This window comes from Komagataeibacter intermedius TF2 (genome assembly GCF_000964425.1).
GTDB lineage: Bacteria > Pseudomonadota > Alphaproteobacteria > Acetobacterales > Acetobacteraceae > Komagataeibacter > Komagataeibacter intermedius.
This window is the reverse complement of sequence record NZ_BANF01000108.1, coordinates 1-11,666: the sequence shown is the minus strand read 5'-3', so window position 1 is coordinate 11,666 and position 11,666 is coordinate 1. Positions and strand designations below refer to the sequence as shown.

Annotated in this window: 9 protein-coding genes; 8 read left to right on the top strand and 1 reads right to left on the bottom strand. The window is 62.7% G+C overall.

What is annotated here, in order from left to right; all coding sequences use genetic code 11:
* The first annotated feature begins 71 nt into the window (after positions 1-71).
* Positions 72-1,031 carry a cation diffusion facilitator family transporter gene (locus B7449_RS13175; protein WP_010515691.1) on the top strand — a complete coding sequence of 320 codons (960 nt, stop codon included), beginning with the start codon at positions 72-74 and terminating at the stop codon, positions 1,029-1,031.
* Here B7449_RS13175 and serB read toward each other — a convergent pair.
* Positions 1,021-1,929: a phosphoserine phosphatase SerB gene (gene serB / locus B7449_RS13170; RefSeq protein ID WP_039736688.1), complete on the bottom strand. Its 909-nt coding sequence runs from the start codon at positions 1,927-1,929 to the stop codon at positions 1,021-1,023. The two genes, B7449_RS13175 and serB, sit on opposite strands and share 11 nt — an antisense overlap.
* Positions 1,930-1,959: 30 nt before the next feature.
* Between serB and miaA the strand changes: the two genes are divergently transcribed.
* The 7 genes from miaA (at position 1,960) to clpB (ending at position 11,630) form a co-directional block, all read left to right on the top strand.
* Positions 1,960-2,964 (top strand): tRNA (adenosine(37)-N6)-dimethylallyltransferase MiaA, encoded by a 1,005-nt coding sequence (gene miaA, locus B7449_RS13165; protein WP_039736687.1) that lies wholly within the window; start codon positions 1,960-1,962, stop codon positions 2,962-2,964.
* A 72-nt stretch (positions 2,965-3,036) separates the two neighbouring features.
* A complete protein-coding gene (gene ilvB, locus B7449_RS13160) occupies positions 3,037-4,857 on the top strand; it encodes a biosynthetic-type acetolactate synthase large subunit (protein ID WP_039736686.1) in 1,821 nt (606 codons plus the stop codon).
* 107 nt (positions 4,858-4,964) lie between these two features.
* Positions 4,965-5,480, top strand: a complete 516-nt coding sequence (ilvN, locus tag B7449_RS13155) for an acetolactate synthase small subunit (protein WP_039736685.1) — start codon at positions 4,965-4,967, stop codon at positions 5,478-5,480.
* Between the two features lie 52 nt (positions 5,481-5,532).
* Positions 5,533-6,552, top strand: coding sequence for a ketol-acid reductoisomerase (ilvC, locus tag B7449_RS13150; protein WP_010515698.1), 1,020 nt, complete (start codon positions 5,533-5,535; stop codon positions 6,550-6,552).
* A gap of 142 nt (positions 6,553-6,694) precedes the next feature.
* Entirely contained in the window at positions 6,695-7,423 is a 729-nt protein-coding gene (locus B7449_RS13145) for a fumarylacetoacetate hydrolase family protein (protein WP_039736684.1), read from the top strand.
* Positions 7,424-7,625: 202 nt separating this feature from the next.
* Positions 7,626-8,690: an aldo/keto reductase gene (locus B7449_RS13140; protein WP_039736683.1), complete on the top strand. Its 1,065-nt coding sequence runs from the start codon at positions 7,626-7,628 to the stop codon at positions 8,688-8,690.
* Positions 8,691-9,026: 336 nt separating this feature from the next.
* Entirely contained in the window at positions 9,027-11,630 is a 2,604-nt protein-coding gene (gene clpB, locus B7449_RS13135; protein ID WP_039736682.1) for an ATP-dependent chaperone ClpB, read from the top strand.
* The last annotated feature ends 36 nt before the right edge of the window (positions 11,631-11,666 follow it).

The following is an 11,666-nucleotide window of genomic DNA, read 5'->3' as shown; positions in this document are numbered from 1 at the left end:
CCGGATCGTGCGCCCTGTTAAAAGCCGTGGCGGCACGATAGGATGCAGCCGGACTTCATATTGAAAAATCAATGGCGCATTCCTCATCTTCCCGAACTGTCATCTTCGCTGCCCTTGGCGGCAACCTGCTGGTGGCGGCAACCAAGTTTGCCGCGGCCTTCATGACCGGCAGCGCCTCCATGCTGAGCGAGGCCATCCATTCCCTGATTGATACCGGCAACCAGGGACTGCTGCTGGTTGGCATGCGCCGCGCGACGCGTCCCGCCACGGCCATGCACCCGTTCGGTTTCGGGCTGGAACTGTATTTCTGGACCTTTGTGGTGGCGCTGCTGATTTTCGGTCTGGGGGCGGGCGTCTCCCTGTATGAAGGGATCATCCACATCATCCATCCGCAGCCCGTGGCGCATGTTCTGGTCAATTACGTCGTGCTGATGGCCAGTATCGTGTTCGAAGGCTCGGTCTGGCTGATGGCGCTGCGCGCCTTCCGCAAGGAAGGCAAGGGCCGTCGTGGATGGGTCGAGGCCGTGCAGATGAGCAAGGATCCCACCGTGTTTACCGTCCTGTTCGAGGATACGGCGGCACTCAGCGGTCTTGGCGTGGCGCTGCTGGGCAATATCCTTGCCGAATGGCTGGACATGCCGGTGCTTGATGGCGTGGCCTCCATCATCATCGCGTGCATCCTTGCGGTGACGGCCACCTTTCTTGCGCGTGAATCCCAGTCCCTGCTGACGGGGGAAGGTGTTGCGCCGGAGGTGCTGGCGGCATTGCGGCGCATGGCGCTGGCGGCCAGCGGGGTGGAACGGCTGAATGAAATCCGTTCCCTGCATTTCGGCCCGCGTGACGTGCTGGTGGTGATCAGCCTCGATTTCCGCAATGACATGACGGCGGGACAGGTGGAAGTCGTGGTCAGCGCGCTGGAACGCCAGATCAAGCAGGCCTATCCCGAAGTAACCCGTGTCTTTATCGAGGCACAGGACAGCCGCACCCAGCCCCCGGGCACGGCCGACAGCGGCAGCATGCCTACGCCGTGACGAATTCATCCGCCCGGTACCCCTGCGCGAACAGCAGGGTGCGCAGGGTGGTTTCATTGACCTGACTGGTGATTTCGCGCCGCACGGCGGGCTTGGCATGGAAGGCGATGCCAGCGCCAGCCACGCGCAGCATGGCAAGGTCGTTCGCGCCATCGCCCGTCGCCATGGCGTCACGCATGTCCAGGCCACCTTCCGCCACCAGACGGCGCAGGTGCGCAAGCTTCGCATCCGGCCCGAGAATGGGCTGTCCCACCGAACCCGTCAGGGTGCCATCCGCATCCAGCAGGGTGTTGGCATGGTTTTCATCAAAACCGCATAGTGCCGCCACCCTGCTGGTGAAGAACGTGAACCCGCCCGACACCAGCGCCGTGCGTGCGCCATTCGCGCGCATGGTGCGCACCAGTTCCACCGCGCCGGTATTGAGGTTCACATCCTGCCACGCGCGTTCCAGCAGGCTGACGGGCAGGCCGCGCAGCAGGGCGACACGTTCGCGCAATGCGGATTCGAATTCGATTTCCCCGTTCATGGACCGCCGGGTAATGTCGGCAATCTTTTCCCCGATCCCGGCATGGGCTGCGATGTCATCCAGCGTTTCGCAGCTGACGATGGTGCTGTCCATATCGGCCACCAGCAGGCGCTTGCGGCGGTTGTCGCGTGGCGTTACCAGCACGTCCAGCCCGCGTCCGGCAAATACGGCCCGCACGGCACCGATGTCTGGCTGCACCCATGTCGCGGGGGCATTGCAGGCGATTTCCACCGCTTCCCCTTCCGACAGGGTGACAGGGGCCGCACCGCGCACCAGGTCGCGCGCGGCATGGATGTCAACCTGCGTGAGGGATGTGGCGCCACGGTTGGCCACCAGTACAAGGGTATGGGAGAAGGAAGAGGAATCAGCCATGGGGTCCGGGTATATGACAGGTGTGAGACAATGACACGCCCCCCGTCCGGGCAGGCGCGCGCGGCGGTGATCGTGGCGGGTCCGACCTGTTCGGGCAAGTCCGCACTTGCGCTTGCGCTTGCGCGGCAGGTGAATGGCACCATCATCAATACCGATTCGATGCAGGTCTATCGCGATCTGCGCATCCTGACAGCCCGCCCCGACGCCACCGAGGAAGCCTGCGTGCCCCACGCGCTGTACGGCGTGCTGCCTGCGGCTGAAAGCGGCAGCGTGGCATGGTGGCGCACGCAGGCCATTGCTGCGGCCCATGACGCATGGGACGCGGGCAGGGTGCCGGTGTTCTGTGGTGGCACGGGCATGTATTTCCGCGCGCTGACCGACGGGCTGGCTGATATTCCCCAGCCGCCTGACAGCATCCGCGCGCAGGCGCGCGACATGGTCGGTCGCCTTGGACCCAGGGCCGTGCATGACATGCTGCGCCAGCATGATCCCGAAACCGCCGCCACCCTGCGGCCGACCGACGGGCAACGGATCGCGCGCGCATGGGAAGTGCGCGAGGCCACCGGCCATGGGCTGGTCTGGTGGCGGCGTGAAGCCGTGCTGCCGCCGCTGGATGCGCATTTTGTCGCCATACGCCTGCACCCGCCACGCGATGCGCTGCGGGCTGCCATCGCCCGCAGGTTCCATGCCATGCTGGATCATGGCGCCATGGCGGAGGTCGCCCGCCTGCTGGCGCAGGACCTGTCCCCCACCCTGCCTGCCATGCGCGCGCACGGCGTGCCTGAACTGGCCGCCGTGCTGCGGGGCGACATGGACATGGCAGAGGCGGCGCAGCAGGCGATCCGCATGACCGGGCAGTATACGAAACGGCAGGCGACATGGTTTGCCCATCACGCTCTGGCGGCGGAGGTAGACACATTTTTATATGAAAAACGGTTTGAAAAATGCGATGACGCGCAACAAATGGAAAGATGTGGCAAGAAAATCATTTCTTTTGTTATTAAGCGCATTGACGCGGGCCAAGGCTTTCCGTAAACCCGGCCCCGGGATTTCGCCTTATGCGGCTGGCCGGATTGTTCCGGCGGCTTCGGGCGAAGGAGCAGGAACATGAACGCAGCATCGCACCAGACAGACCTGAAGCCTCACGCCGCTGGCACGGATACGACCGTCCTCAGCGGTGCGGAAGTGCTTCTGCGCGTATTGGTCGAGCAGGGGGTCGAGGTCATTTTCGGCTATCCCGGCGGCGCGGTCCTGCCCATTTATGATGCGCTGTTCCGCCAGAACGCGATTCGCCATGTGCTGGTCCGCCATGAACAGGCCGCCGTTCACGCAGCCGAAGCCTATGCCCGGTCTACCGGCAAGGTGGGCGTGGTACTGGTTACCAGTGGCCCCGGCGCCACCAACACCGTGACCGGCCTGCTGGACGCCATGCTGGATTCGATCCCGGTGGTGTGTTTCTCGGGTCAGGTGGGCGTGCCGCTGATCGGAACCGACGCATTCCAGGAAGCCGACACCACCGGCATCACCCGTCCGGCCACCAAGTACAATTACCTTGTCCGCCGACCCGAGGACGTGGCCACGTGCGTGCATGAGGCCTTTCATATCGCGCGCAGCGGCCGTCCCGGTCCGGTGCTGGTTGACCTGCCCAAGAACCTGATGGTCGGCCCCGCTCCCTACAGCGACGCGCCGCGCGTGCCGCATCCGTCCTATCACCCGCAGACCGAGCCGGGACGTGACGTGATCGCCCGCGCCGTGGCCGCCATGAAGGGTGCGCGTCGCCCGCTGTTCTATATTGGCGGTGGCATCATCAATGCCGGGCCGGGGGCATCCACGGCACTGCGCCGGCTGGTGGAAAAGACGGGCTTTCCCTGCACGTCCACGCTCATGGGGCTGGGGGCGATGCCCGCGGGCGATCGCCGCTTCCTGGGCATGCTGGGCATGCACGGCACGTACGAAGCCAACATGGCCACCCATGGCTGTGACGTGCTGATTGCGCTGGGATCGCGCTTTGACGACCGGGTGACCGGGCGGCTGGATGCGTTTTCCCCCGGGTCGTTCAAGATCCATGCGGATATCGACCCCAGCCAGATCAACAAGATCGTGCCGGTCGATGTCGGCATCGTGGGGGATGCGCGGCGTGTGATCGAGATGATGCTGGAGGAATGGGACTGCACCCCTGCCAATACCCGCCAGCCGATCGATGTCGCGCAGTGGTGGCACCAGATCAGTGAATGGCGGAAGATCGACAGCCTCGGCTTTTCGCAGGACATGGCGCCCGAGGCGATCATCCGCCCGCAATACGCCATCCGTCGCCTGTACGAACTGGCGACCGCCACGGGGCGCGATACCTACGTCTCGACCGAGGTAGGACAGCACCAGATGTGGGCGGCCCAGCATTTCGGCTTCAGCAAGCCCAATCGCTGGCTGACCTCGGGCGGGCTTGGCACCATGGGCTATGGCCTGCCGGCCGCCGTTGGCGCGCAGGTCGCCCATCCCGATGCGCTGGTGATCGACATCGCGGGTGAGGCGTCAACGCTCATGAACATTCAGGAACTGTCCACCATCGCGCAGTACCGCCTGCCGGTTAAGGTGTTCATCCTGAACAACCAGTACATGGGCATGGTGCGGCAGTGGCAGGAACTGCTGCATGATTCGCGTTATTCTGAAAGCTACAGCGCGGCGCTGCCCGATTTCGTGAAGCTTGCGGAAAGTTTCCACGGGCGCGGCCTGCGGGCGACATGCGTGGGCGAACTGGATGGCGTGATTGCCGATATGCTGGCCCATCCGGGTCCGGTGGTGGCGGACATCTGCGTGGCGCAGGATGAAAACTGCTACCCCATGATCCCGTCGGGGGCAGCGCATAACCAGATGCTGCTCGGCCCCGATCAGGATGACGAGATCAGCGCGGAAGGCCGCATGCTGGTCTGATTGCCCGTCCGTCCCGGTGGCGTTCCCTGCCGCCGGGTGCTTTTCCGTCCTTTTCTGCCGGCATGCAGCCTGCGTGCCGGCGTTTTCAGCAGTCAGGAACCACCATCATGACCACGCAGCAGGAGAGCCCGGTCTCCGCGGTCATTTCCATTCAGGTCGAAAACGAAAGTGGCGCGCTGGCGCGTGTCATCGGCCTGTTTTCCGGTCGTGGGTACAATATCGAAAGCCTGACCGTGGCCGCGGTTGATGAAACCCGCCGCCAGTCGCGCATCAATATCGTCACGACCGCGACCCCGCGCGTGCTGGAACAGATCCGCGCGCAGGTGGACCGTCTGGTGCCGGTGTACCGGGTATCGGTCATGACGGCGGCGGACCCTCACGTCGCGCGTGAAATGGCGCTGGTCAAGGTGATCGCCAGTGGCGAACGCCGTGCCGATGCCCTGCGCATTGCACAGGCTTTCCGCGCCCATCCCGTTGATGCTTCGGCCACTTCGTTCGTCTTTGAGCTGACGGGTGCGACTGACAAGCTCGATGCCTTTATCGACCTCATGCGTCCCCTTGGCCTGGCCGAGGTGTCGCGCACGGGTGTCGCCGCCATCGCCCGTGGCGCGGCAATCCTGTAAGGGTCGCGTTTTTACCTGTTCGATTCGTCTATCATTCCCAAGGAGCAAGACCATGCGCGTCTATTATGATCGCGATGCCGATGTGAACCTGATCAAAAGCAAGAAGGTGGCCATCATCGGTTACGGCAGCCAGGGCCATGCCCATGCCAACAACCTCAAGGACTCGGGTGTGACCGACATCGTTGTCGGCCTGCGTCCCGAATCCAAGGCCGTCGCCAAGGCCGAAGCCGCAGGCTTCAAGGTGATGACCCCTGCCGACGCCGCCAAGTGGGCCGACGTGGTGATGGTGCTGACCCCCGATGAAGGCCAGGGCGCGCTGTACAAGGAATCGCTGGAAAAGAACCTGAAGCAGGGCGCCGCCCTTGCCTTCGCCCATGGTCTGGCGATCCATTTCCGCATCATCGAGGCGCGTCCCGATCTGGACGTGTTCCTGATCGCGCCGAAGGGCCCGGGTCACACCGTGCGCTCCGAATACCAGAAGGGTGGCGGCGTGCCGTCGCTGGTGGCCGTGGCCCAGAACGCTTCGGGCAATGCGCTGGAAATCGCGCTGTCCTATGCATCCGCCAACGGTGGTGGCCGTGCGGGCATCATCGAGACGACCTTCAAGGAAGAAGTCGAAACCGACCTGTTCGGTGAGCAGGCCGTGCTGTGCGGTGGCCTGGTCGAACTGATCCGCGCCGGGTTCGAGACGCTGGTCGAAGCGGGCTATGCGCCGGAAATGGCTTACTTCGAGTGCCTGCACGAAATGAAGCTGATCGTGGACCTGATCTACGAAGGCGGCATCGCGAACATGAACTACTCCATCTCCAACACGGCAGAGTATGGCGAATACGTGTCCGGCCCGCGCGTGATCACGCCGGAAACCAAGGTCGAGATGAAGAAGATCCTGACCGACATCCAGGACGGCACCTTCGTGCGCAACTTCATCCTGGAAAACCAGTCGGGCAACATCGGCTTCAAGGCCACCCGTGCCCGCAACAACGAGCACCAGATCGAGAAGGTTGGCGAAAAGCTGCGCGCCATGATGTCGTGGATCGGCAAGAACAAGCTGGTCGACAAGGCCCGCAACTGATTTCACGACCGGGATCGGGGATGGCGTGCCATCCCCTGTTTCCAGACGCCAGCCGTGATGACCCGGCTGGCGTTTTTTTTATGTCGGCTTTTCCAGCCGTTGCCTGCATTTGCCGTGACATGCCCCTTGTCCCGGTGTCACCATGCGCGCCGGATACGAACAGCAGGAGCACCGTACCGTGACGGATTACGTGATTCCCCCCTACGCCCTTCCCGTTGTGCCAGTGGAGGGGAGTGCGGGTGTCTTTCCCGTCCGGCGGATATGGTGCGTGGGGCAGAATTACGCTGCCCACGCGCGTGAAATGGGCAGTAACCCCGAACGGTCGGAACCATTCTTCTTTTCCAAACCGGGTGATGCGGTGGTGCCGGGCGGCGGCCTGCTGACATTTCCAGTCAGTACATCCGACCTGCACCATGAAGTGGAAATGGTGGCCGCGATCGGGCGCGAGGGGGAGGACATCCCGGTGGAAAAGGCCCTGTCCCACGTGTACGGTTATGCCGTGGGCCTGGACATGACCCGGCGCGACCTGCAGGCGGCCGCCAAGAAGGCGGGGCGTCCATGGTCGCTGGCCAAGGGGTTTGACCAGTCCTGTCCCATTTCATCCATTGTTCCCGTATCGGTCTGTGGTCACCCCGAAGGCGGCGCCATTACGTTGAGCGTGAATGGAGAATCCCGGCAGAAGGGCGATCTGGTGGAAATGATCTGGTCCGTGGCCGAGATCATTTCCTGCCTCAGCCGTTTTGTGGCGCTTGCGCCCGGCGACCTGATCATGACCGGCACGCCTTCGGGCGTGGGGCCGGTCCGGCGCGGGGACGTGCTGCATGCGACCTGCGCCGGGGTGGGGGAACTGAACGTGACCTATACCGCCTGAATACCTGCGGCGCGGGCTGTCATGCCGTGCGCCAGTTATTGGGAGACTGTCTGGAAGCAGAAAGTTTCTGGGTGCCGCCTTTTTTCGGAAAGGCGGTGCGTTCTGAACTTTTTGGAAAAAGCTTCACCAAAAACTTTTTACAATTTTCATGATGTTTCACAGACAGTCTCAGGATCTCTTCACGCAGAAGGATTGAAAAGACATGCAATACCGTCAGCTTGGCCGTTCCGGCCTGCGGATTTCCGCCTTTACGCTGGGAACCATGACTTTTGGCGGCAAGGGTGACTTTGCCAAGACGGGTGACACCGACCTTGCCGGTGCGCGCCGCCAGATCGACCTGTGCATTGATGCCGGGATCAACATGTTCGATACGGCTGACATCTATTCCACCGGCGTGTCGGAAGAAATCCTTGGCGCGGCCCTCAAGGGCCGCAGCGACGACATCATGGTCACCACCAAGGCCCGTTTCCGCATGGGCACGGGCGCGAATGACGCGGGCCTGTCACGCTATCATCTGGTCAGCGCGTGCGAGGCCAGCCTGAAGCGGCTGGGCCGCGATCATATCGACCTGTATTACCTGCATGAATGGGATGGGCAGACGCCACTGGATGAAACGCTGGAGGCGCTTGATACCCTGACCCGCGCGGGCAAGATCCGGTATGCGGGGGTATCCAACTTCTCGGCGTGGCATATCATGAAGGCGCTGGGCACGGCCGAACGCAATCGCCTGATCGCGCCGGTGGCGCAGCAGATCTATTATTCCCTGCAGGCGCGCGAGGCGGAATACGAACTCCTGCCCGTGGCGGTGGATCAGGGCATTGGCGTGCAGGTATGGAGCCCCATGGCCGGTGGGCTTCTGTCGGGCAAATACCGGCGCGGCAAGCCCCAGCCGGAGGGTACGCGACAGATCGAGAAATGGGGTGAACCCCCCGTTTACGATATCGAAAAACTGTATGACGTGGTGGAAGTTCTGGTCAGCATTGCCGAATCACGCGGTATCTCGGCAGCGCAGGTGGCGCTGGCATGGGTGGCGCAACGTCCGGCGGTGACATCCATCGTAATCGGTGCGCGGACCGAGGCACAGCTGGTCGACAACCTGAAGGCGGCGGACCTGACCCTGACGGAAGAGGAAGTCGGCCGTCTGGATGATGCCAGCGCGCCGCCGCTGATCTACCCGTTCTGGCATCAGGCCAGCACCGCGTCGGACCGCCTTTCGGCGGCCGACCTGCTTCTGCTTGGTCCCGCCATTGCTAAAAAAGGCAAATAGGCCAACCATTTGCGTCCCTGCCCGGTCCGGGTGGGGACCATGCCGGTTTCATGCCGCCGCACCGCCTGGGTGAATGGCCGTTACGTTGATAAGGCACGGCAACCTTGACATGGATCAAGGTTGCGGACCCGGTGGCGATGATCAGCTACCTTCCATGGAAATTCGGGTCGTCCGGTGCGGTATGACAGGAAACGGGGGAAGGAAATCCACGCCCGATATCTTGTAATAACATCCAGTTGATCCCATCTGGAATCCAGCGCCATGCCGTTGCCTGTTGAGGGACGGCGCAAAGGCACAACCTGTTATGTCGCCTGATTGAAAGGGACGAGGGAATAGATGAACATCGAGAAGTTTACAGAACGGTCGCGCGGCTTCCTGCAGGCGGCACAGACCATTGCCATGCGGGATTACAACCAGCAGCTGACGCCGGAGCACCTGCTCAAGGCCCTGCTGGATGACGATCAGGGGGCGGCATCTGCCCTGATCCGCGCAGCTGGCGGGCAGGTTCCCGCCATTACGGCGGCGAATGAGGCCGCTCTTGCCAAACTGCCGAAGGTGCAGGGCGGCGGCGCGGGCCAGCCCAGTGCCACGGGCGAACTGGTGCGTGTGCTGGACGCGGCCGAACAGGCAGCCCAGAAGGCGGGCGATGAATACGTGGCGCAGGACCGCCTGCTGGCCGCCATCGCTGCATCCGAGACACCGGCCGGTCAGGCCCTGCGTGCAGGTGGGGCGACGCCACAGGCACTGGACAAGGCCATCGCCACCATCCGCAAGGGACGCACCGTGGATAGCGAAAACGCAGAAGCCAATTTTGACGCGCTGAAGAAATATGCCCGCGACGTGACCGAAATCGCGCTGCAGGGCAAGCTGGACCCCGTGATCGGCCGTGACGAGGAAATCCGCCGCGCCATTCAGGTCCTTGCACGGCGCAGCAAGAACAACCCCGTTCTGATCGGTGAGCCGGGCGTGGGCAAAACCGCCATTGTCGAAGGGCTGGCGCAGCGTATCGTCAATGGTGACGTGCCCGAGGCGCTGAAGAACAAGAAGCTGCTTTCGCTCGACATGGGTGCGCTGGTCGCTGGCGCGAAGTTCCGTGGCGAGTTCGAGGAACGCCTGAAGGCGGTCCTGAAGGAAATCGAGTCGGCTGAAGGCCAGATCATCCTGTTCATCGACGAAATGCATACCCTTGTGGGTGCAGGTCGCAGCGATGGCGCGATGGATGCCTCCAACCTGATCAAGCCCGAACTGGCCCGTGGCGTGCTGCACTGCATTGGTGCGACGACGCTGGATGAATACCGCAAGTATATCGAAAAGGACGCGGCCCTCGCCCGCCGGTTCCAGCCGGTCTATGTGGGTGAGCCGACGGTGGCCGACACGATTTCCATCCTGCGCGGGATCAAGGAGAAATACGAACTCCATCACGGTATCCGTATTTCCGATAATGCGCTGGTCGCTGCGGCAACGCTGTCCAACCGCTACATCACCGACCGCTTCCTGCCCGACAAGGCCATTGATCTGGTGGATGAGGCCGCAAGTCGCCTGCGTATGCAGATCGACAGCAAGCCCGAGGAACTTGATGAACTCGACCGTCGCCTGATCCAGCTCAAGATCGAGCGTGAAGCCATTCGCAAGGAAGACGACGCGGCCAGCAGGGAACGTCTGGTCAAGCTGGAAGCGGAACTGTCGGAACTGCAGGAAAAGTCCGATGCGCTGACCGCCGCCTGGCATGCCGAAAAGGATCGCGTCAACGCGGTGCAGAAGCTGCAGGAGGAAATGGATCAGGTCCGTTCGGATATCGAGATTGCCCAGCGTAAAGGCGATCTGGCCCGTGCGTCGGAGCTGATGTACAGCCGCCTGCCGCAGCTTCAGGCCCAGATTGCCAAGGCGCAGGAAGAAGCTGACCAGATCAGCAAGGGCGATGGCATGGTCAGCGATACCGTGACCGATCAGGGTATTGCCGCCGTCGTCTCGCGCTGGACCGGCGTGCCGGTGGATCGCATGCTGGAAGGTGAGCGCGCCAAGCTGCTGCGCATGGAAGACGAACTGCGCAAGAGCGTGGTGGGTCAGGAGCCGGCGCTCAAGGCGGTATCGAACGCGGTACGCCGTGCGCGTGCCGGCCTGCAGGACCCCAACCGCCCCATCGGTTCGTTCCTGTTCCTGGGCCCGACGGGCGTGGGCAAGACGGAACTGTGCAAGGCGCTGGCCCGCTTCCTGTTCGATGACGAAAAGGCCCTGCTGCGTGTCGACATGAGCGAGTTCATGGAGAAGCACGCGGTTGCCCGTCTGGTCGGCGCTCCTCCCGGTTATGTCGGGTATGAAGAAGGCGGCGTGCTGACTGAAGCCGTCCGTCGCAGGCCCTATCAGGTCATCCTGTTCGATGAGGTCGAGAAGGCGCATGAAGACGTCTTCAACATCCTGCTACAGGTGCTTGATGATGGCCGCCTGACGGATGGGCAGGGGCGCACGGTCGATTTCCGCAACACCCTGATCGTGCTGACCAGTAACCTTGGCTCTGAAGTGCTGGCCCACCTGCCGGATGGGGAATCGGTCGAAAGCGTGCGGCCCGAAGTCATGCAGGTCGTGCGCAATCACTTCCGGCCGGAGTTCCTCAACCGCCTGGATGAGATCATCCTGTTCTCCCGTCTGCAGAAGGCGGATATGGGCAAGATCGTGGAAATCCAGATTGGTCGCCTGCGCAAGCTGCTGGCCGAGCGCAATATCCAGCTTCGTCTGGACAAGGGGGGCGAGGAATGGCTGGCGAATGAAGGGTATGACCCCGTCTATGGTGCCCGTCCGCTCAAGCGCGTGATCCAGCGTGCATTGCAGAACCCGCTGGCGGGGCTGCTGCTGGAAGGGACCATCCATGATGGTGAGACCGTCACCGTTGATGCGAAGGATGATCACCTGACCATCAATGGGAACGAGATGGATACCGACTGATTCCGGCGATCGGGACTGTTTATGAGGAAAGGAGGG

Excerpts from the sequence above, each read along its gene's own strand:
- B7449_RS13175 (WP_010515691.1), top strand. The coding sequence starts at position 72 with ATGGCGCATTCCTCATCTTCCCGAACTGTCATCTTCGCTGCCCTTGGC.
- B7449_RS13140 (WP_039736683.1), top strand. The coding sequence starts at position 7,626 with ATGCAATACCGTCAGCTTGGCCGTTCCGGCCTGCGGATTTCCGCCTTT.
- serB (WP_039736688.1), bottom strand. The coding sequence starts at position 1,929 with ATGGCTGATTCCTCTTCCTTCTCCCATACCCTTGTACTGGTGGCCAAC.
- miaA (WP_039736687.1), top strand. The coding sequence starts at position 1,960 with ATGACACGCCCCCCGTCCGGGCAGGCGCGCGCGGCGGTGATCGTGGCG.
- B7449_RS13145 (WP_039736684.1), top strand. The coding sequence starts at position 6,695 with ATGCGCGCCGGATACGAACAGCAGGAGCACCGTACCGTGACGGATTAC.
- ilvB (WP_039736686.1), top strand. The coding sequence starts at position 3,037 with ATGAACGCAGCATCGCACCAGACAGACCTGAAGCCTCACGCCGCTGGC.
- ilvN (WP_039736685.1), top strand. The coding sequence starts at position 4,965 with ATGACCACGCAGCAGGAGAGCCCGGTCTCCGCGGTCATTTCCATTCAG.
- clpB (WP_039736682.1), top strand. The coding sequence starts at position 9,027 with ATGAACATCGAGAAGTTTACAGAACGGTCGCGCGGCTTCCTGCAGGCG.
- ilvC (WP_010515698.1), top strand. The coding sequence starts at position 5,533 with ATGCGCGTCTATTATGATCGCGATGCCGATGTGAACCTGATCAAAAGC.